Genomic DNA, 19718 nt, shown 5'->3' on the forward strand with positions numbered 1-19718 from the left:
ACCGCGAACCATTCTCAGGATGTTTGTCAGGGGGTCGGTCGCAATCTCTCCGCATCAGCGGCGGCGACTCGAATTACTTTACACGCCACCCCGACAACACACAAATCCACCCCCACACCGCCCCCACACCCCCAAAACCCCCGCCACCACACGGAAACCGGACGGGCTCGCTGCCTGCCGCGGCCCCTTTCGGCGAACTCGGGTTGCTGTGTACTGGCTCACATCCGCGGCGGACCCTGCTGCCCTTTTCTACGCCTTTGAGTCATTGGCCTTCAAGAATCCGTTCAACCCGCAGAAGGAACTTCCGGCCGCCGTCGGTCAGGGCCGGTTCTTCGGTGAACGATTGTTCCGAAACCTTCAGCTGCAGGCAGTCCAGCGTCCAGCGAACCTCCTGATACAGGTCCCGGGCGGCGTCCAGGGGCACCGGCTGGCCACCCTTCATCCGGAACCCCGCTGCGGTCAGGGTGTCCGCGATGATCCGTGGCCGCCGGTCCCAGGACGGCGTGGAGCCTTCGAGCAGCCAGTGGACCACAATGCGGGCCGCGACGGCCGCTGACTTGTCCGCCGGGGAGGAAACGGCCTGGGCGAGGTAGTCCCATAGCGGGCGGCCGCCGTCGCGCATCTTCCGGCCGGCCGGTGACAGAACCAGCCTTCCCTTGCTCTTCCGCAGCAGTTTCCAGGCCTGCAGCTGCTGACGGAGCCGCAGCACAGGAAGGGTCTGGCTTTCGCGGTTCGCAGCTCCGGGCCAGCGGTAGGACCATCCAAGTGCGCGGACGGCCTCGCTGACCACGGCAGGTTTGAGATATCCATCCTGGGTTAATTGCAGTCCGTCCGAGCCCGCATGGGTCAGCAGCCACTGCACGGGACGGACGACGGCGTCGATCTCCCCGTCCGTGGGCGGTACCGGCCAGAGGCTCTTCGCCAGCCCGTCCAGACGGCTGTTGAGCGCAGCGGCGTCGAACGCATCCGGCTTGAAGGTGCCGGCGTCCTGTCCCGTCGCAAACTCATACCAGTCGGCGAGCTCCTGGTGGTCCTCATGCGAGGGATCGGCCAAGGCCTCAATGAGGCGCGCATAGCCGGAGGTCCCGCCGGCGTCCTCCACCGGGCCCCGGTGGGAGCCGCCGACGCAGCGCACCACACCGGCCGGCAGTTCGGCCGGCCCCATCAGTTCAACGAGGTGGGTCCATGAATCGCCGAAGTCGTACTCGTATTCGAGCGGGCTCGGCCCGGTCCGTTGCGCATCCAGGAGTTCAAAGAGCACGACGCCGGAAGCCGGCTCTGCGCCCGTCTCCACCGCCGCGTCGTCGGGACCGATGATGTCGCGGGCCTGGCCAAGCCGGTCCACACACCGGATGCCGAAGAGGTGGCGGTTCTCCCAGCCGAAAGCCGTCTGGAGCACCCGGTGCAGTTCCGGGACGGTGATGGTTTCCGGCACCAGCAGGCGGCGCCAGATCTCCGGTTCGGTGTCCTGGATGCTGACGCGGAGATCGTAGGCGGGGACTGACGCGGGAAGGGAAGTGACGGGCTCCATGCGGGCTATCCTGCCAGAGCCCCGCCGCCCGGCCCTACGGTGGCGCGCCTCACGACGCCACCCGGTGATCCCAGCCGGATTGCCAGCCGGGTTCTGTCACAGCGGGCCGGGCTGCTGGAGCGATGTTCCCGCGGGCAGCCGCTGTCCTGTTCTCCTGGCGCGCCCACACTGCTACGTTGGCTGGATGGAACGATCTTTGGCTAGGCCCAGGAATGGCAAGATCATCGCGGGCGTGTGCGCAGGCCTCGCCGACCGCTTCGGCATCCCCAGGACGCTGGTCCGCATCGGCTTCGTGTTCTTCGGCCTGTTCGGCGTCGGGGAACTCGTCTATATCGTGCTGTGGATCATCATGCCCAAGGGCCCATAGCGGCCGGAAGTCAGCGGTTAGCACGGGTTTCGAGGCGGACGTAAGCAGGGGACGGATTATTACTGCCGGCCCGGGCTTGCCGCGCCATTTGACGACCGGGGGTCTGGCCCCGCCCCGGCACCGGGTTTATCGATGTAAGGCCTGAGGGCCAACAAGTGTTTGGCCAGCGCGACTTCCGGTTGCCCGGGATGCGCGTCCACGTGTGCCCTCAGCTTTTCCCGTTCCCGCGCACTCTGCGGATCGGACAGTGCCATCAAGGCCTCAATAGCAGCTATGGCCTGCCGTCGAATGTCAGGCATCTTCCTGCCCCTGGGAACTTCAACTGGGCTGCTGCATACTAGGCGGGGTCGCGGAGGCGGCGGAGATCCGCCCAGGCTACGTTCCGGAAGTGAAGACGGACTGGTCGACATCTGGTGTCCCTTATTCCTGTTCCAGTTGAACCTGAAACGGATCCACGGCCATACGCGCTCCCAGGAGCGGGTGCTCGACGCGGAGGACTATAACATCAGTTTACGCCTTGACCGCAAGGCCCACTCCTGGCGGGTGCCTTTGCCATCCTGCCCGGGCCGCTTTTTTGCGATTCCATCGCTGGTCTGGGTGCGCAAATTACTCCTATGGCCGAGACGTGGATCCGGCTCCTGGGTCCGCCAAGGATCGAGTCGCCAGGCACCACTCCCCCACAACCCAAGGGCCGCAAAGCCTGGGCTGTGCTGGCCTACCTTGCCCTGCAGCCGGACGGCGTCAGCCGCTCCCGGACCGCCACCCTGCTGTTCCCGGACGCCGCGGATCCGCTGGGCGCCCTGCGCTGGAACCTTTCCGAGCTGCGCCGGAGCCTGGACGGGGTCTCCCTCACCGGCGACCCGCTGCGACTGACCCTCCCGCGGCCCTGGCGCTGCGATGCCCCGGAGCTGGTCGGCTCGGTCACCGGCACCGGGCTGGACCCGCGGCGGTTCGACGGCCAGCTGCTGGCCTCGGACACCGCACACTACGGGGACGCGGTGGCCGCCTTCGCCGAGTCCCGGAGACTGGCCCGTGCGGTCCGGAACCGCCGGCAGCAGGCGTTCAGCGAGGCGCTGCTGGGGCGGGTGCATCTGCTGCGGGGTGACCTGGAGCTCGCCGCTGCCGCGCTGGAACGGGCGCTCGACGGGGTGGCGGCGGAGCACTGGACGGCGTTCGAGCCGTTTGTCGCCGGAGTCCGGGGTGAAACCTACCCTGCTGCCAGCCGGATGGACGCCGCGGCGGACCTGATCGGCCGGACCTGGGTGATGGCCGAACTGGCCGGCGACCACTGCTACATGGCTTTGGCGGCGGGGGCTGAGGCCCGGCTGTTCCTGGCGCACGGCGACCTCCCTGCCGCCGAGCACTGGATCGACCGCGGTCTGGAGCCCAAGCCCTGGTACCTCTGGTACACGGCCCGGCTGCTGGACGTCGCGGCGGAAGTCACCATCGCCGCGGACTCGCCGCGCGCATCACAGTTCGTCGAGCGGCTGGCCGCACTGGCCAGCAAGAGCGGCATGCGGGAGTTCGCGGTCCGGGCGCCGTCCCACCGGGCGGCACTCGGCGACGAGGCCGCCGCCCAGGCCGTGCCCTGGCCGGCGAAGGAGATCGACAACCCCGCGCTGACCGCATTCCTGGCCCGGCGCCACGGCGTTTTCCTCTGAGTGTGCCGCGCGGGCAGGCCCGCAGCCGAGACCAGCGAAGAATTTACGACGGCGGCGCCGCTTACGATGCGCAAACCGGTGCTCGACGCGCTAATTTCCTGACGCGGCCGGGTTCCGGCGTCGCCAGGACTTTCGCGCAGCACCGGCCCTACAGAGCGTCGCCAGGACTTTCGCGCAGCACCGGCCCTACAGAGCGTCGCCAGGACTTTCGCGCAGCGCCGGGTGCCAGGGCGTTATGCGTTGCGACGCGACGTGGGTCCGGGACTCAGCACACCCCGGTTAAACAAAAGCAGGGCCCGTCAAAAGACGGACCCTGCTCGAAACCTGTAAGGTTCCGGACTCAGAAGAGTTAGCTGAAAGCTAAGTCTTAGAGAGCCTGGATGTTTACGGCCTGGGGACCCTTGGGGCCCTGCTCGGTTTCGAAGGAGACCTTCTGGTTCTCTTCGAGGGAGCGGAAGCCGGAAGAGGCGATCGCGGAGTAGTGTGCGAAGACGTCCTGTGAGGAGTCATCGGGGGAAATGAAGCCGAAGCCCTTTTCAGCGTTAAACCATTTGACGGTACCAGTAGCCATTATTTTTTGTCCTTCGTGAAGGTGGAGGAAAAGTCCCGACTTTCGGGTCCTCCGGTGTGGGGTGCTCAAAACCGCTGCTTCAGAAGAACAAGGTCTTTCAACCTTGCGTACTGCCTGAACTACGAACTGCATAAACACAACAACAAGATCAACTGTACAGGAGAAATCCGGAGCGGATTACCACCGGCGTGCACAGGGCGCCTCCGGCACCTATTCTTGGGTCCCTCCGCCGGGACCTCAGCGGATCTAGAATGGCGGCATGACACCGCAGGAGTTGGCCAACCTGGCGCACCTGCGCCGGGCCCGGGACCTGATCGACCGCCACTATGCAAGGCCCCTCGATGTGCCCGCCATGGCCGCCGGCGCCCTGATGTCCCCGGCGCACTTCTCCCGCCAGTTCAAGGCAGCGTACGGGGAGTCGCCTTACAACTACCTGATGACCCGGCGGATCGAACGCGCCATGGCGCTGCTGCGGGCCGGTGTGAGCGTGACGGATGCTTGCATGGAGGTCGGCTGCGCCTCGCTGGGATCGTTCAGCTCGCGGTTCACCGAGATCGTCGGCATGACCCCCAGCGCGTACCGGGCCCGGGAGCACTCCGCGGTGCAGGCCATGCCGCCGTGCATCGCCCGGCTGCGCACGCGGCCGCCGCGCAAACCGAGCAGGATTGGAGAAGCGCCCCCGCAGCCGCTGCCATAGCGTGAGGGACATGAACATCTCACTGCAGTACGCACAGATCACCGTCAACGATCTCGACGAGTCGCTCGCCTTCTACCGCGACGTGCTCGGCCTGGAGGTCCGCAACGACGTCGGCTCCGACGGGCAGCGCTGGGTCACCCTCGGCAGCAAGGCCCAACCTGACCTGGAACTGGTGCTCTCCGAACCGCATGCCGGCCGCTCCCAGGACGACGGCGACGCCCTCCAGCAACTACTCGTCAAGGGCGCCCTCCCCATCCTCGTGTTCCGCACCGACGATCTCGACGCCACGTTCGAGGCGGTCCGGGCCTCCGGCGCCGAGGTCCTCCAGGAACCGATTGTCCAGCCCTGGGGTCCGCGTGACTGCGCGTTCCGCGACCCATCCGGGAACATGGTCCGCTTCAACCAGGCTGCCTAGCCCCGCACCTCACGGCGGGCCGGCCTCGCGTTCGTCGGGAACCTCGTGGGCACCTACACGATGCCCTGGACCCGTGGCTGGAGGTTCGCGCCAGGCACTCGAGCTCGCTCCGTTATCCGCAGGGATGCGCCGGGACGGCTTCTGCTCCCGTCATCCCCGCGAGCATCGTCCGGTTCCGCGCGCCGGTCTTGCGCAGGATCGAGCCGACATGCTTTTTCACGGTCTTGACCGAGATGCCCAGTTCGCGGGCAATCTGCTTGTCCGCCATGCCGCGGACCACCATGTCGTGGACCTCTTTTTCGCGGGTGGTAAAGGCGCCTGTTCCTGGCTCGGACTCCGTGGACGAGGAGCCCAGGAGGTGGTCGAAGATGCCGCCCTCCACGAGCGCCTGGCCCTGGCCCGCAGCAACGAGGACGCGGGCAATCGTATCCCCCACTGGCCCGCCGGTTGATAAATCCCCGCACCCCGGCCTGCCGGGCCGGGCGCACGTGCTCCACGGCGGGGTTGTCCGTCAGCACCACAATTGCCACGCCGGGATCCGGTGCGCGGATCCCGGCCAGCACGCCGGTGGTGTCCTGAAGGACCATGTCCAGGTCCACCAGGATCACGTCCGGGCGCAGTAGTTCGAACGCGTCGCACAGCTGCTCCGCGGACCTGACCTCGGCGGTCACCTGGATGGCCGGTTCGGCGATGCCGAGCAGCACGGGCCGATCCACGGGCTGAGCGACGCCCACGGCGGGCGGCTGGTGGTGTTCCCCGGCGGGATCCCCCTGGTGCGCGACGGCCGGATCATGGGTGCCATTGGGGTGTCCACCGGAACGATCGAGTAGGACCAGGAGGTTGCCGAGGCCGGCGCCGGGGCTTATTGAGGAGCGTCGGCCGCAGTCCGGCCCGCCGGGCCCGGCACGACCACGACTGCCAGCTACTTGGGCTGGACTCTATACGGCGACGCCTCCAAGTGCTTTCATGAGAAAGTTCCCCGGCGAAAGGTGTCATCATGTCCACGATTCCCGGCTACAGCTTCGGTAGCGAGTCTCTTGTCCCGAGTCCCGTGTCCCTGGACGACCTGGCCCGGCTCGAAGCGGCGGTGCTCTGGACCCCGGATGACGCGAACGCGTTGCGGCGGGCCGGCGAGGTTCTTGGACCTCAAGCTGATCGCATCCTCGACATCTGGTACGGATTTGTTGGCAGCCATGATTTCCTCATTGCCAGTTTCGCCGGTGCAGACGGAACTGCGAATCCGGACTATCTGGGAGCCGTGCGGGCCAGATTCGCCCAGTGGATCATGGATACGTGTTCCCGCGACCGCGACCAGCAGTGGCTGAACTACCAGCATGAGATTGCCCTCCGCCACACGGCTGCGAAGAAGAACCTCACCGACGGTGTGAGCTCGACGGCGTCCGAGATCAACCTGCGCTACATCATCGCTTTTATAGTCCCGCTGACGGCCACAATCCGGCCCTTCCTCGCCGCGCAGGGCGCTGACGCGGAAGAGCTCGAGGCGATGTACCAGGCGTGGTTTAAGTCCGTCACGCTGACGGCCGCCCTTTGGGCCGAGCCGTACTCCCCGTCCTGGTAGGTGGCGGATCATCCGGGCAGGTGGCGGCGCCGCCACCTGCCTGCCGGATCTGCCTGCCGGTGTAACTAACTCGTCAGCTCGGCGGCGGCGAAGGAGACCGCGAAACGGGCGCACCAGATACTGACGGCGCTGTAGTCGGCCAGGTTCGCTCCGGGCGGGATCACATAATTCTGATCGCCCTTGTTGGCCTTGAGCACCCCCAGATCGAGGTAGGCTCCGTCGTCGAACACCTGCCAGCCGGCCGCTCCCTCGATGACCGGAGCGTCGCTGAGCCACACCCGAAGGTCTGGGCCATCGGACGTATCGAGGCCTTCAAACCTCAAGATCCGGCTGCCATCGGCGAGTTCGAGGATTTTCACGGTGCCGGAGCTCGCATGTTCGTGGCTGATCAGTTCGCCCGCCCTGAGTTGACGCGGCGGGAGCGGGGACGGTTCGGCCGATGGCCCCGCTGACTGGGGCGGAGACTGGCTGGCCTGCGGCGCAACGACCGGAACGTCTTCCGCCACGGTGGAACTCGTGAAGATCCGCCATGGCTGGAAAAGATACAGTCCGACGGCAGCCGTGACAACGGCCAGGATGACCACAACCGGAATCACAAAGCGCCTGTTCATACCCTTCCAACGACAGGCCCGTTAGCGGAGTTCCGGGCCAATGCCGGGCGCTCTCCATGCCGGGGACATCGCTTCCGTGGCCCCTGCCCCCAGCGGTGGGCGTTGAAGTGGTCGCTCAGGGCGTCGAGGCACTGTAGCGGCTTCTAGGCAGGGGAAGGTCCAGCGGTCAAGCGCGAGCGCGTTGCGTTTCAGGTGTCTGCCGTAGCCACTATCCGCGCCAACCCGAGGCCGCCTCCGCCATTGCCCGGACGGGCGGTGCCGCCGGGGTGTCCGGGCCACCCAGGGTGGCCACGGCGTCCGGAGTCGCCGGGCTGGCGTCGCGGCGGGTCCGGCGCCCCACGGCGCGCCCCACGGCCATCGAAAGCCTATGGGAGGGCTGTTCCACGTAGCGGTAGAACAGCTCGGCGATCACCAACGAGGCGGCCACGGACACGGCGAGCGCCAGCGGAAGCGAGACGGATCGCAGCAAGGTGACGCCGGCCAGAATGATCGGAAGGTGCACCAGGTAGAGGCTGAAGGACACCCGTCCGAGCCATTGCGCGGCGGCCGTGTCACCGAGCAGTTTGGCCGAGCGGCAGGACACGAACAGCAGGACAATCAGCGTCGCGCCCACCGTAACAACGGCCTCGACGCCGGGGATGGGCTGCTCCTGGCTGATCCATTCCGCGTTGGCCAGGAAAATGCCTGCGGCCGCCACGAAGAACCAGACGAAGCGGGGCCAGGACTGGGTCAGCTCCCGGATCCGCTCGCGTTCGGCGCCCAGGACGGCACCGATGGCGAAAATCGGGAGGTAGGACAGCCACTCCACGTCCAGCAGGGCTCCCGCCAGGGCCAGCAGGAGGGAAAGGCCGATTTTCACGGCCCAGAGGCGCCGCCAGCGGAGGGCGAGGAGGACGTAGGCCGGGAGCAGGAGGGAGAAGAGGACTTCCCATTTGAGCGACCACAGCGGGGTGTTGATGGTGCTGGCGTTCAGCAGCAGCAGGCCGTCTTTGAGGACCTGGCCCACGCTGGGGTCGGTCACGTAGATGTCCGCCCAGGGGCTCTGCAGCGGCGACGCCGACCGGGGAATGAGTGCCATCAGAGCAACAGCCACGGCCAGGGAGGCCCACGCCGGCAGGTAGAGGCGGAAAAAGCGCTTGGCGTAGTACTGGGCCCACTTCCCGGCCGCCCCCGGCCTGGTGAACGGCAGGACCAGCACGAAGCCGGAGAGCACAAAGAAGACGTGGACAGCCGGAGTGCCGTTCCAGAGCACATGCAGGGGCGAGAAAACGGCCCACGCCTCTGCGGTGTTGAGTCCCGCGGACCGGTCGCCACTGACAGCGCTCCCGATTCCCGGGAGGGTTGACAGGACGTGGCAGGCGACAACCACCAGGGCGGCAATCCCCCTGAGGCCATCGAGCTGCGTGACTCGTGTTGAACCAGAATTAGACCGCATTAGACCAATGTTACCAGTTCGTTATATTGCTCTCCTGGCTTCCGAACACTGGAGGGGCCTCGAACCGGCTATCCCGCTGTCCGCTACCTCTGCCTGCGCCGGAGAAACACGAACGTTCCGGCGGCCGCTGCCAGCAGTCCGGCAAGGCCCAGTCCCCACCACATCGGGCCGGCAGTGTCCGAGGCGGACGCCGCCTGCGGGGTGCCGGCGTCGGGCGCTGCCGGGGACTGTTCGGAGGGCTGTTGGGAGGGCTTGGCGGCAGCCGCCGTCGCGTTCAGGAGCGGCCCGTCCTCGGCGTCGCCGCTGACGTCGATGGCCAGGTCGAACGCCAGTTCGCTGCCGATGTCCACGGTCGAACCGTCCTCGAGAGAGGCGGCCAGGTAGTAGCCGCCCGGGTAGGCGATCAGCTCGATGCCCGTGTCCTTGGAATTACGGTTGTTGTAGCGCACCGGGACCGCCATGCTGGCACCCAGGCTGTCGCCGGTACCCATGAACGTGTAAACCAGCGAGTTGCCCAGGATGTATTTGTCGCTCCCAGGTGCGAGTTCAGCCTCCTGGCGCAGCGGGTTGAAGAGGGCGAGGTTCAGGCTTTTTCCCAGCGACCCGGCCGCGGCGCCGTCGGCTGTCACGGTGGCCTTGAAGCTGAGCCGCTGGCCGTAGCCCACGGGGATCTTGTAGAACTTTGTTTCCGCACCCAGGAGCGAATCGGAGAACAGGCCGGGCCTGAGCTCGGCCGCGGTGTTGTAGCTGGCTCCGCCGGTCACCGGGGATGCCGTGCCAGCGGAAGCCGGGACCACCGGGGGCAACGCCGCCGCATACGCGTCCGGCAGGCCCTTGGTGTCGCCGGCAGGCTCTGTGGCGAACAGGAGCTCCACAGGCAGTTCCTTGGTCCAGGCCCAGCTGCCGGAGCGCTCCACCTTCAGGAAGGCCTCACCCTTAGCGTCCGCCCCGAAGCACTTATCGCCGGCATCCTCGCCCAGGGCGGGGGTACTGACCGCCGCCGTCGGCGGGAAGAGGAAGGACTGGTTGGAGTTGACGTGCTCGGTGTCATGAATGAGGCACGGCGCGTCCTGCGCGTCCACGAAGGACACGCCAAGGTAGGCCGTGCCCGAGGTGTCCGTCTCCCCGGCCCGCGGGACCAGCAGCGTCGCGGCGGCGTGGGCCCGCTCCCCCGGGGCCAGCTCGACCTTGTAGTAGCGGGTGGACCCGGGCTCGGACGCGCTGTTCTTCTTGGACCCCTTGTCCAGCACATCCAGGTACTGCCCGGCGGACAGGAGCGGGGCGTCCGCCGGGGACGTGCCGCCGGTGATCGGGGTGCCCTGCGCCTCGTAGACGCCGATGGCCCGGGTGGTCCGGATGGTGAGTTCCTCCGTGAGCGCGGCCGCGTCCCGGGCGTCGGTATAGGTGCCTCCGGTAGCCGTGGCGATGCATTCGAGTTCTGCCCGGGCGGAGGCGTCCACCTTAAAACCGATGGAGTGGATGCTCAGCTCGGTGCCGGCGGCGGCGAGTTCCTTGGCGACGTCGCACGCGGCGGGAGGGGCGCAGGTATCGATGCCGTCGGAGACCAGGATGATGGACCGCGGGCCCTTCACCTCGGCCAGAGCCGCGCTGGCTGCCCGGAGCGACGCCCCCACCGGGGTGTAGCCGGTGGCCTTGATCCCGTCGACGGCGGTGGTGAGCGCCGCCTTGTCCACCGCGCCCACCGGCGCCAGGGTCCGGATGTCGGCGCACCCGGCGGCCTTGGAGGACGGAGCGGAATCGGTGCCTGTCCCGTAGACCATCAGCCCCATCCGGGCGGAGTCCGGGACGGCGCCGATGAGGTTCTTCACCGCGGACTTGGCGGCGTCGATCCGCAGGCCGGGGGCGTCGTCCTGCATCATGGAGCCGGAGGCATCGAGGACTACCATGACGGGCACGGACTCTTCTGCGGCCGCGGACGGCGCCGCCGGCAGCAGGATCGCGGCCGGCACCAGCGCGACGGCGAGGGCCAGGGCGGCTGCCGCGGAGGCTTTGCGGGTGAAACGGGACGTGCGGGGCGGTCGGCCGGACATGAGGCCCTTTCACAGCGGTGGAAAGTAAGAGTGGACTCCAACCTACCGGGAACGTGGGCCTGAACTGGGACGACGTGTCAATTGGGGGCCAGGCCGCAACGGCGAAATAGCTGCCACGCTGATCCCTCCTTCCTCCCGGGCCCCCCCGCATTGACCGCCCCCCGAGCCGAAGCCCCACCCGCGCACGGCGGGGGCGTCTGGAGCCGGGACAAGGACCCCATCGGGCAGGAGGGACCAGACGGAAGCGGACGACGGCGGGGACCTCCCGCCGTCGTCCGCTGAATACGTCGATGTCCTGCTGCGCCGAAATCCTCCCGAGGTAACGGGGAGCAGCCTGAGGGCACATCGCAGGCCGCCTCACCGGCCGCGGTGGTTCGTGGTGGGCAGGTCCCGGCGAGTCCGGAGCCGTGCCGTAATCCCGAGGGATAGGGTGGCGCATACGCCCCGATGCGCAGGGACGGCCGGATTGGCCGCAATGCAACTAGCCCGCACGTGAACTCGCATCGGAAGCCGTAGCATTCTGGCGCGGTTTGCGAGGTCGTCTCAAATGGGGGATATGGGCTTGGATACAAACGGAGAAGTACAACAGCGGCCTTCCTGGCGCAGGAGAATCATTGCCATTTCGCTGATAGCGGTGTTGTTAATCGCCCTCGGAGTCTGGTTTGCTGTTTCGCGCATGGCCGGAACGGCGCGTTCGGACCTTGTCCACCTCAACAATCAGCGTGCAATTGTCGACAGCTCGATGAACCTGTACGAGCCTCTGATGAACAGGTTTTCAACGCGATATACAACTGCCTTTTCAGAAGAAGCCTCTGACGAGGGCAAACAGCAGGTGCTTGACGAAGAAGCCGGGCGGCTGAAACATGAATCGCGCATAAATACGGATCGCCTGCAGCGAATGGAGTCATCCCCTGCGCTGCACAAGCAGGAAGTTGCCGCCGCGTTCAACGAATTCAAGCGGGCATACAGTGCAGTGATCACCTACAACGATCAGCTGGTGACCAATGTGACGGGCATTACCCGGTCGGTTGGCGGGGCCTGTGCATCCATACATTCAAAACTGAATGTTACTGGCGAAAAATACGCAGAGGAGTATGTCGGGGCCGCCGACGGATGCTTAGCGGCACTCTCATCGGCCAAGGAGGGTAGTGACCAGGAAACAACTAAACTCCTATCTGCCGTTGAGGGGCTCATTCAAAAGCAGCGGGACAGCGCGCAAAAGGTGGTCGGGAGCCAGGACTCCTTTGAGCGTTCCGCCGCAACCATCGAGTCCGCACTGGCGTTGCTGGAAATCAACGCACCTCTCAATGACGCGCAGCGGACCTACGAAGCTGATGTCCTGATGAAGCAAACTGAGATTGTTGACAAGGCCAACAAGTCAAATACCGAACTCGAACGGATCTTGAAGGACAGCCTTGAGTCGGCCGGTCAAGACATGAAGAGTGAGGGATAGGCCATGACTGCCAATCTGATCCGCGGAAAAGGCCGCAAGGGGCTTGTCGTACTAGCCGGCGTTATCGTCTTACTTCTCTTGATCGCCTCAGCTGTTGTCGCAGTGACCAACGCATCCAGGCAGCAGGACAGGGACAGCCTCTTGCAGCTCAAGGATGAGCAGCTAAAGACACTTCTTGACGCACGAGGCAAGCTGCCACCAGCCGTGAATACGTACATAGCGGCGTATAAAAAAGCACACCTGGCCGCTGGTTCACGAGATAAGGCCGAGCAGGACTCGAAGAAGGAGCACGACGAGTTCAAGCAAGCCGAAGCTTCCGCGCGCAACGCAATGGGGACATTGAACGCGGGCCGCGGCGTCGGAGGAGGCGGGGTCAGCGATGCCATTGAGCAGTACGAGGACTCATACCTGGGTTCTGTTGACTACATGGCCGGACTCGTCGACTCATATCCGCAATATCACACGTTGTTCGGAGAAGGCGGTGAGAGCTGCCAGGGCATCTTTATCGGCAGTAAAGCGGCCAATCTGACTGAGCGCAAGACTCTCCTTACTGAGGCCGCGGGCATTTGTCGCAGCGCCACCGATAAACTCGGACAGTCTAAAAACCCCACGTATGTTGAATATGCCCTGCGAGTGGAGAACCGGGTAAGGCTGCTGGAAGTCGATGCGACGTCTACAGCACAAGCGGAGGAGAATATCAACGCCTTCACTGCGACAAAGGATCAGCTGGTGCAAAAGGTGGAGGAGGCAACAGCGAGGAAGGCTCCGGACGCGGAACTGCTTGGTCTCGCTGATGAGGCGAAGAGTCTGAATAAGGCGATTAAGGCCAGTAACTCAGAGTTCAGCTTTGCTGCCAAGCGGTACACGAAGACGGTGAAAGAGATGCCCTCATTGCTCGAGGATGTCTTCTCAAAGCACGTTGCAGACGAGATGAAACACTTCGATTCCGTGATTCCGCTGCGCTCGAAGGTGCTGGAAGCAGTTATTGACGATCTGCTCGTCGAATAGGCCCTGGACGGATTGGGACTCGTCCTTCAGGTCCCCGGCACGGTGGCCGTGAGGCCACCGGGCTGGCCGACCTGTGGTGTCGGCTTCCCGGCAGAAGGATCGCCGTCTTCAGCGGATCGTGAAGAACCGGTCTCCCCCCTGACCAACCTTTAATGCCCGCCACAATCGAAGGAGACCTCTCGTGGAAGCAGCAGCAATAACCACATGGATGTTCGTCGCCGAATGCCCGATCCCCAAAGATGCGATGGAGCTCATGGTCCCCGGTGAGCAACCGGTGGCCGCCTATAAGACATTTCGCGACAGCGCCATTTTCACGACCAAGCGACTGATCGTCCGCGATGCCCAGGGAATGACCGGCAAGAAGGTGGAGGTGTACTCCCTGCCCTACTCGGCCATCAACATGTGGTCCTCCGAGAATGCCGGCACCTTCGATATGGACGCCGAATTGGAGCTGTGGACGCGTGCCGGCCACATCAAAATCAAGGTAGGCAAGAAAGCGGACGTGCGGCGGCTCGACATGCTGATCGCCCATTCGGTTCTCGGCGCACTGCACTGATCCCGTAACCGACGACCCTGCCAGTCCGGCTGGAGGGCAGCAGTTCCGCGGCAGGGTGCTCGTTTTCCGTGGCCGGGCCAGCAGGAAAGGGCGCGGGCCTCGATCCCAGCCACCCGCCCCCGGACCCGCCCCGCACTAAAATAGGGACGTCGGCTTCTCCTCCACAGCATGTCTGTGATCGCATGTACCTTAGGCCTTAACGTCAGCACGCACCCCGCATCAAGGACACGATGGACTATTACGCAATCAATTCGCTGCGTGAAAATCACGCCGGGTGGTCGCTGCTGCGCGCCCAGAACGCCCCGCTGGCCGTGTCCTTCTTCATCAAGGCCTTCACCGGACCCAACCAGCGCGACATCGGCCGCCAGGAGCTCATCGACCACCTCGACGACGTCCTGTTCGGGCTGCGCGATGTCTTCGGCGAGGACAAGTTCCCCCGCCCGGCGTCCGAATACCTGGACGACTGGGCCGCCCCCGAGCGGGCCTGGCTGCGCAAATACTACGTCCCCGGCCAGGACGAGCCCCGCTACGATCTCACCGCCGCGGCGGAGGACGTGGTGCACTGGGTGGAAAGCCTGCGCGGCCGGGATTTCGTGGCCACCCAGTCCCGGCTGACCAGCATCTTCGCCGTCCTCAAGGCCCTGGTCCAGCAGTCGGAGACGGACCCTGAGGTGCGGCTGGCCGAGCTCCAGCGGCAGCGGGACGGCATCGACGCGGAGATGCAGCGGATCCGTGGCGGCAACATTCGGGTGATGACGGCCCCGGAGGCCCTGGACCACTTCCAGCAGCTGACCTCCCTGGCCAAGGACCTCCTCTCCGACTTCCGGGAGGTCGAGCAGAACTTCCGGAAACTGGACCGCCAGGTCCGCGAACAGATCGCCACGTGGGACGGGTCCCAGGGCGAGCTCCTGGAAACCATCTTCGCCAACCAGCAGGACATCAGCAGCTCCCTGCAGGGCCGGACGTTCCAGGGCTTCTGGGACTACCTCATGTCCCCGCAGCTGCGCACCGAACTGAAGGACCTGCTGCAGCGGGCCACCCGCATCGAGGCGCTGTCCGGTGCCGATAACCTCCATGCGGTCACCAACCTCCACCAGGACTGGCTGCCCGCCGTCGAACAGACCCAGTCCACCGTCCGCCAGCTGTCCCAGCAGATGCGCCGGCTCCTCGATGACAAGGTCTTCCTCGAGAACAAGCGCATCATGCGGCTGATCCGGAGCATCGAAACCGGGGCGCTGGGCACCCGGGACGCGCCGCCGTCGGGCGTCTTCATGGAGATCGCCGCGCCGTCCGTGGACGTGGCCCTGCCGTTCGAGCGGCCCCTCTATGAGCCCAGCCGGAAGGTGATGGTGGACGACCACGTCGTCACCGCCGACGACGCCGACGTGGACGCCGGCGCCCTGTTCAACCAGTTCCATGTAGACACGCAGCGGCTCAAATCCAGCATCGACGACGTCCTGTCCGGCGCCGAACAGGCCACCCTCGCCGAGATCACCGACGCCCATCCGCTGCAGCAGGGCCTCGCCGAGATCGTGGCCTACTACCAGCTGGCCAGCGAGTCCGAGTGGGCCAGCATCCATCCCGAAACAACCCAGCAGCTGTCCTGGTCCCTGCCGGACGGCAGCATCCGCGAAGCAACCATCGACCAGATCATCTTTGTGAGGCCCGCATGAACCCCGCCGCATCCCCCGCCACCCACCCGGCGGACTCCCGGACCCCCGAGGAACTTCCCGGCGTCGTGACCCGGCTGTTCCGCGGTGTGGTGTACGCCGAAGCGGACGAGAAGATTTGGCAGTCGCTGACGGCACTGGAGTCCCAGGCCCGCGACTATGTCGCCGTGCTGGGCCTGGACCTGATTCTGGACGAGTCGGAGGGCTACGCGTTCCTCCGGTCGCGGGAGGACCCGGAGGGCACCCTCCCCCGGCTCATCCAGCGGCGCCGGCTGACCTTCGACGTCAGCCTCCTGCTGGCCCTGCTGCGCGGCCGCATGCTCGAATTTGACACCAACAGCAGCGATCCCCGCCTCATCATGACCGAGCAGGAAATCATGGACATGGTGGCGGTATTCCTGCCCGAATCCAGCAACCAGGCCAGGATCCTGGACAAGCTGGGCGCCAACATCAAGAAGGTCGTGGACCTCGGCTTCCTCCGCCAACTCCGCGGACAGCCCGGGACCTACGAGGTGGCCAGGATCCTGAAGGCCTACGTGGACGCCCAGTGGCTGGAGGAGTTCGACGCGCGGCTGGCGGACTACCGGGCCACGCTGGACGGTTCCCCGGGACCCGCCCCGGGCACCATCCAGGAAGAACCTGCCGCACGGGACAGCAACGCCGGGGAGCTCTCATGACCGCGGACCTGCAGGACAGCCTTTTCAGCCTGGACGAACCCCTCGGGCAGACCGCGGACGACGCCGGCACTCCCCCGGGTTACCGGCTGCACCGTCTGGAGCTGCTCAACTGGGGCACCTTCCACCAGGGCGTCCGGACGTTCCGGCTGGACGGCGCCAACAGCCTGCTCACCGGCGACATCGGCTCCGGGAAGTCCACCGTGGTGGACGCGATCACCACGCTGCTGCTGCCGGCCAACAAGATCGAGTACAACAAGGCCGCCGGGGCGCAGAAGAAGGAACGCACCCTGATGTCCTACGTGCGGGGCTTCCACAAGAGCACCCGCAGCACCGGCGGCGAGTACTCCAAGCCGGTCTCGCTCCGCGGCACCGGCGCCCTCACCGTGGTGCTGGCCGTGTTCCACAACGCGGTGCTGGGCAAGTCGGTGACGCTCGCCATCACCCTCTGGGCGGTGCAGGAGGCCGGGCAGCCCAACCGCTTCTACTCCCTGGCGGAAACGGACCAGTCCATTGCCGGGGACTTCTCGAACTTCGGCCAGGACCCCGCCAAGCTGAAAAAGAAGCTGAAGGCTGCCGGTGCGGCCGTGCATGACACGTTCGAGCCCTACGCGGCGGCGTTCAAGCGGCAGTTCGGCATCAGCGGGAACCAGGCCATGGAGCTGTTCCACCGTACGGTCTCCATGAAGCAGGTGGAGAACATCACCCACTTTGTGCGCACCAACATGCTGGACGAGGACGATGTTGCCGCCAGGATCACCAACCTGATCCACCACTTCGATGACCTGAAGAAAGCCCACGGCGCCGTGCTGCGGGCCAAGGACCAGATCGCCCTGCTGGCCCCCATCCGGGAGGGCGCCGCCCGGCACGCCCAGCTCACCGTGGAGGACGAGCTGGCCCGGGCCCAGCGGGACCAGCTGCACCCGTGGTTCACCAACCAGCGCCTCATCCTAAGCCTGGAACACGCGGCAGAGCTGGAGAGCACCGGGGTCCGGCTGCGCGAGGACAGCGCGTCACTGGCTACCAAGATCTCCGGACTCCGGCACGAGATCGCGGCGGTGGCCGAGGACATCCGCACCAACGGCGGCGGCCGGCTGGCCGCCATCGACGAAAAAGTGGCGGCGCTGGGCGCCGAAGCGAACGCACAGCGGACCCGCTACCAGAGCTATGCCGCAGCGGCGGCGGAGCTGGGCCTGCGCGCCCCGGAAGACCGGGTGCTGTTCGATGCCAACCGGGACCGGCTGGCCGCCGTCGAATCCGGGCTGGCGGAGCAATCCGAGGACCTGCAGGAGCGCCGTACCGGGCTCACCGTCCAGCGCAGGGAGCTCACCGAGCGGTCCGCCGCGATCAAGGCCGAGCTGACCAGTCTCCAGTCCCGGCGCAACCTGCTGCCGTTGCGGCAGCTGGAGATCCGGCGCCGGCTGTGTGAGGGAACCGGCGTGGAGGAGAAGGCGCTGCCGTTCGCCGGGGAGCTGCTGCGCGTCCGCGAAGGCGAATCCGCCTGGGAAGGCGCGGCGGAACGGACGCTGCACGGCTTCGCGCTGTCCCTGCTGGTCCCCTCGGAACACTACGCTGCGGTCAGCAGCTGGGTGGACGCGAACAATCTCCGCGGCCGGCTGGTCTACCTGAAGATCGGCGACGCGCACTCTCCCAGGGCCGCCGAGCCCGGCACGCTGGCCGCCAAGATCGCCATCAAACAGGGCACCCCGTTCCGCGATTTCCTGCTCGATGAGCTGGCCAGCCGGTTCGATTACGTCTGCTGCGAATCGCTGGAGGACTTCCGCCGCTTCCCCAGGGCGCTCACCGCCAACGGCCAGCTCAAGGGCGGCCGCGGCAGGCATGAGAAGGATGACCGGAACGAGCTGACCGACCGGCGGAACTACGTGCTGGGCTGGGACAACCAGGACAAGATCAACCGGTTCCTCGCCGAGCTGGACGAGGTCACGGGCCAGCTCCAGGTGTCGGAGACGCAGCTGGCGAAAGTCGACGGGCAGCTCGGTGACATCGGGCGCCGGAACCAGCACCTCGGCACCGTCCGTTCGGTGTCGGATTTCCGCGAGATCAGCTGGGAACTCACCGCCCGGCAGATCCAGGAGCTCAAGGAGGAGCGCCGGGCGCTGGAATCCGCCAGCGACATCCTGCAGGAACTCGCCGCCAAGGAAGCTGCCCTGAACGCCGACCTCGACCGGCAGTCCGGCAAGGCGGACAAGATCCGCGAGCGGTTGGGCGGCAACAACAAAGAGGCGGAGAACCTGGCGGAGGCGATCGAGGAGTGCCGGGCACTGCTGCAGGAACAGCCGCTGACGGACGACGCCGGACTGCTCTCCGCCGTCGCCGGCCTCGCCGCGGCGGCGCCCGGGGAAAATGCCCTCACCTACAAGAACACGGTGGCGGTGGAGAGCCTGGTGCGGTCCGAGCTGACCAAGTCCATAGATGCCCTGTCCAAGCGGCTGGCGACGGCGGAGGCCGGCACGGTGCGGCTGATGGCCGACTTCCGCAACAAATACCCGAACGAGACCACCGAAATCGACGCATCACTGGACGCGGCCGGTGACTATGAACGGCTGCTGGACCAGCTGGTGAAGAACGACCTGCCCAAGTTCGAGGCGCATTTCAAGGAGTCCCTGAACCAGAACACCATCCACGAGGTGGTGGCCTTCAACGCGTTCCTGGACAGCCGCCGGCAGGACATCGTGAACCGGATCACCGAGATCAACCTGTCCCTGGCCACCATCGAGTACAACCGCGGCCGGCATATCCAGCTGGAGCACCAGAACAGCAGCGATCAGGACATCCGCCAGTTCATGGCGGACCTCCGCGCCTGCTCGGAGGGCACCATCGGGGACGACGAGCAGTACTCCGAGCAGAAGTACCTGCAGGTGGAGAGCCTGATCGAGCGGTTCCGCGGCAGGGAGGGACTCACCACCCTGGATGAGCGGTGGACGGCGAAGGTCACCGACGTGCGGAACTGGTTCACGTTCTCGGCCTCGGAGAAGTGGACCGAGACCGGCGAGGAGTTTGAGCACTTCACCGATTCCGGCGGCAAATCCGGCGGGCAGAAGGAAAAGCTGGCCTACACCATCCTGGCCGCCGCGCTGGCCTTCCAGTTCGGGCTCGGATCCGGGCAGGGCAGCGGCAGTGGCAGCGGCCGGAACGCCGGCAAGGGCCGGAGTTTCCGCTTCGTGGTGATCGACGAGGCGTTCGGCCGCGGCTCCGACGAGTCCGCGCGCTACGGCCTGGAACTGTTCCAGCGGATGAAGCTGCAGCTGCTGATCGTTACCCCGCTGCAGAAGATCCACGTGATCGAACCCTTCGTGGCGCACGTGGGCTTTGTGGCCAACACCAACGGCAACGATTCGCAGCTGCGGAACATGACCATCCAGGAATACCGGGACGAACGTGACCGCCGTGCCTAAGCGGCGTCCCGAGGGCCCCGCAC

At 66.0% G+C, this 19718-nt stretch carries 18 protein-coding genes and 1 pseudogene; 12 read left to right on the top strand and 7 right to left on the bottom strand.

The window, feature by feature from the left end:
* Positions 1–262 precede the first annotated feature (262 nt).
* On the bottom strand, positions 263–1531 hold the full coding sequence (locus ACZYZ3_RS12150) for a plasmid pRiA4b ORF-3 family protein (RefSeq protein WP_463964078.1): 1269 nt from the start codon (positions 1529–1531) through the stop codon (positions 263–265).
* Between the two features lie 184 nt (positions 1532–1715).
* Between ACZYZ3_RS12150 and ACZYZ3_RS12155 the strand changes: the two genes are divergently transcribed.
* Positions 1716–1898, top strand: a complete 183-nt coding sequence (locus ACZYZ3_RS12155; RefSeq protein WP_282383186.1) for a PspC domain-containing protein — start codon at positions 1716–1718, stop codon at positions 1896–1898.
* A 614-nt stretch (positions 1899–2512) separates the two neighbouring features.
* Positions 2513–3559 carry an AfsR/SARP family transcriptional regulator gene (locus ACZYZ3_RS12160; protein ID WP_463964079.1) on the top strand — a complete coding sequence of 349 codons (1047 nt, stop codon included), beginning with the start codon at positions 2513–2515 and terminating at the stop codon, positions 3557–3559.
* Between the two features lie 367 nt (positions 3560–3926).
* Here the strand turns inward: ACZYZ3_RS12160 and ACZYZ3_RS12165 are convergent, their stop codons facing one another.
* Entirely contained in the window at positions 3927–4130 is a 204-nt protein-coding gene (locus tag ACZYZ3_RS12165; protein ID WP_024365339.1) for a cold-shock protein, read from the bottom strand.
* A 259-nt stretch (positions 4131–4389) separates the two neighbouring features.
* Here ACZYZ3_RS12165 and ACZYZ3_RS12170 point away from each other — a divergent pair, with 259 nt between their 5' ends.
* Together ACZYZ3_RS12170 and ACZYZ3_RS12175 are read left to right on the top strand one after the other, a co-directional pair.
* The gene (locus ACZYZ3_RS12170; RefSeq protein ID WP_463964080.1) at positions 4390–4827 is read left to right on the top strand and encodes a helix-turn-helix transcriptional regulator; all 438 of its coding nucleotides are present in this window, start codon (positions 4390–4392) and stop codon (positions 4825–4827) included.
* Between the two features lie 10 nt (positions 4828–4837).
* On the top strand, positions 4838–5242 hold the full coding sequence (locus ACZYZ3_RS12175; protein ID WP_463964081.1) for a VOC family protein: 405 nt from the start codon (positions 4838–4840) through the stop codon (positions 5240–5242).
* Between the two features lie 112 nt (positions 5243–5354).
* Here ACZYZ3_RS12175 and ACZYZ3_RS12180 read toward each other — a convergent pair whose 3' ends face one another.
* Both ACZYZ3_RS12180 and ACZYZ3_RS12185 read right to left on the bottom strand, forming a co-directional pair.
* Positions 5355–5678: a helix-turn-helix domain-containing protein gene (locus tag ACZYZ3_RS12180; protein ID WP_463964082.1), complete on the bottom strand. Its 324-nt coding sequence runs from the start codon at positions 5676–5678 to the stop codon at positions 5355–5357.
* A gap of 22 nt (positions 5679–5700) precedes the next feature.
* Positions 5701–5976 (bottom strand): annotated as a pseudogene (locus tag ACZYZ3_RS12185) (response regulator); the annotation flags it as partial.
* Between ACZYZ3_RS12185 and ACZYZ3_RS12190 the strand changes: the two are divergent.
* Positions 5962–6072, top strand: coding sequence for a heme-binding protein (locus tag ACZYZ3_RS12190; RefSeq protein WP_463964149.1), 111 nt, complete (start codon positions 5962–5964; stop codon positions 6070–6072). The pseudogene ACZYZ3_RS12185 and the gene ACZYZ3_RS12190 sit on opposite strands and share 15 nt — an antisense overlap.
* A gap of 167 nt (positions 6073–6239) precedes the next feature.
* Positions 6240–6821: a protoglobin domain-containing protein gene (locus ACZYZ3_RS12195; protein ID WP_463964083.1), complete on the top strand. Its 582-nt coding sequence runs from the start codon at positions 6240–6242 to the stop codon at positions 6819–6821.
* 65 nt (positions 6822–6886) lie between these two features.
* Here ACZYZ3_RS12195 and ACZYZ3_RS12200 read toward each other — a convergent pair whose 3' ends face one another.
* From ACZYZ3_RS12200 to ACZYZ3_RS12210, 3 genes are all read right to left on the bottom strand, one after another.
* Entirely contained in the window at positions 6887–7432 is a 546-nt protein-coding gene (locus tag ACZYZ3_RS12200; RefSeq protein WP_463964084.1) for a DM13 domain-containing protein, read from the bottom strand.
* A gap of 208 nt (positions 7433–7640) precedes the next feature.
* Positions 7641–8867: an acyltransferase family protein gene (locus tag ACZYZ3_RS12205; protein ID WP_463964085.1), complete on the bottom strand. Its 1227-nt coding sequence runs from the start codon at positions 8865–8867 to the stop codon at positions 7641–7643.
* 83 nt (positions 8868–8950) lie between these two features.
* Positions 8951–10918 carry a vWA domain-containing protein gene (locus tag ACZYZ3_RS12210; RefSeq protein WP_463964086.1) on the bottom strand — a complete coding sequence of 656 codons (1968 nt, stop codon included), beginning with the start codon at positions 10916–10918 and terminating at the stop codon, positions 8951–8953.
* A 562-nt stretch (positions 10919–11480) separates the two neighbouring features.
* On the opposite strand from ACZYZ3_RS12210, the gene ACZYZ3_RS12215 reads away from it, so the two are divergent.
* The 6 genes from ACZYZ3_RS12215 to ACZYZ3_RS12240 all read left to right on the top strand — a co-directional run bounded on the left by ACZYZ3_RS12215 (position 11481) and on the right by ACZYZ3_RS12240 (position 19695).
* A complete protein-coding gene (locus ACZYZ3_RS12215; RefSeq protein WP_463964087.1) occupies positions 11481–12371 on the top strand; it encodes a hypothetical protein in 891 nt (296 codons plus the stop codon).
* A gap of 3 nt (positions 12372–12374) precedes the next feature.
* Positions 12375–13379: a hypothetical protein gene (locus ACZYZ3_RS12220; protein WP_463964088.1), complete on the top strand. Its 1005-nt coding sequence runs from the start codon at positions 12375–12377 to the stop codon at positions 13377–13379.
* A 181-nt stretch (positions 13380–13560) separates the two neighbouring features.
* A complete protein-coding gene (locus tag ACZYZ3_RS12225; RefSeq protein ID WP_463877338.1) occupies positions 13561–13935 on the top strand; it encodes a PH domain-containing protein in 375 nt (124 codons plus the stop codon).
* A gap of 230 nt (positions 13936–14165) precedes the next feature.
* Positions 14166–15608, top strand: coding sequence for a DUF3375 domain-containing protein (locus tag ACZYZ3_RS12230; RefSeq protein ID WP_463964089.1), 1443 nt, complete (start codon positions 14166–14168; stop codon positions 15606–15608).
* Positions 15605–16282, top strand: a complete 678-nt coding sequence (locus ACZYZ3_RS12235) for a DUF4194 domain-containing protein (protein ID WP_463964090.1) — start codon at positions 15605–15607, stop codon at positions 16280–16282. Before ACZYZ3_RS12230 ends, ACZYZ3_RS12235 begins: the two co-directional genes overlap by 4 nt.
* Positions 16279–19695: an ATP-binding protein gene (locus ACZYZ3_RS12240; protein WP_463964091.1), complete on the top strand. Its 3417-nt coding sequence runs from the start codon at positions 16279–16281 to the stop codon at positions 19693–19695. The genes ACZYZ3_RS12235 and ACZYZ3_RS12240 overlap by 4 nt, the downstream gene beginning before the upstream one ends.
* The last annotated feature ends 23 nt before the right edge of the window (positions 19696–19718 follow it).

The sequence above is a fragment of the Pseudarthrobacter linnaei genome, assembly GCF_055412825.1.

Coding starts and splice junctions, on each gene's coding strand:
- ACZYZ3_RS12150 (WP_463964078.1), bottom strand. CDS start 1,531: ATGGAGCCCGTCACTTCCCTTCCCGCGTCAGTCCCCGCCTACGATCTC.
- ACZYZ3_RS12155 (WP_282383186.1), top strand. CDS start 1,716: ATGGAACGATCTTTGGCTAGGCCCAGGAATGGCAAGATCATCGCGGGC.
- ACZYZ3_RS12160 (WP_463964079.1), top strand. CDS start 2,513: ATGGCCGAGACGTGGATCCGGCTCCTGGGTCCGCCAAGGATCGAGTCG.
- ACZYZ3_RS12165 (WP_024365339.1), bottom strand. CDS start 4,130: ATGGCTACTGGTACCGTCAAATGGTTTAACGCTGAAAAGGGCTTCGGC.
- ACZYZ3_RS12170 (WP_463964080.1), top strand. CDS start 4,390: ATGACACCGCAGGAGTTGGCCAACCTGGCGCACCTGCGCCGGGCCCGG.
- ACZYZ3_RS12175 (WP_463964081.1), top strand. CDS start 4,838: ATGAACATCTCACTGCAGTACGCACAGATCACCGTCAACGATCTCGAC.
- ACZYZ3_RS12195 (WP_463964083.1), top strand. CDS start 6,240: ATGTCCACGATTCCCGGCTACAGCTTCGGTAGCGAGTCTCTTGTCCCG.
- ACZYZ3_RS12200 (WP_463964084.1), bottom strand. CDS start 7,432: ATGAACAGGCGCTTTGTGATTCCGGTTGTGGTCATCCTGGCCGTTGTC.
- ACZYZ3_RS12205 (WP_463964085.1), bottom strand. CDS start 8,867: ATGCGGTCTAATTCTGGTTCAACACGAGTCACGCAGCTCGATGGCCTC.
- ACZYZ3_RS12210 (WP_463964086.1), bottom strand. CDS start 10,918: ATGTCCGGCCGACCGCCCCGCACGTCCCGTTTCACCCGCAAAGCCTCC.
- ACZYZ3_RS12220 (WP_463964088.1), top strand. CDS start 12,375: ATGACTGCCAATCTGATCCGCGGAAAAGGCCGCAAGGGGCTTGTCGTA.
- ACZYZ3_RS12230 (WP_463964089.1), top strand. CDS start 14,166: ATGGACTATTACGCAATCAATTCGCTGCGTGAAAATCACGCCGGGTGG.
- ACZYZ3_RS12235 (WP_463964090.1), top strand. CDS start 15,605: ATGAACCCCGCCGCATCCCCCGCCACCCACCCGGCGGACTCCCGGACC.
- ACZYZ3_RS12240 (WP_463964091.1), top strand. CDS start 16,279: ATGACCGCGGACCTGCAGGACAGCCTTTTCAGCCTGGACGAACCCCTC.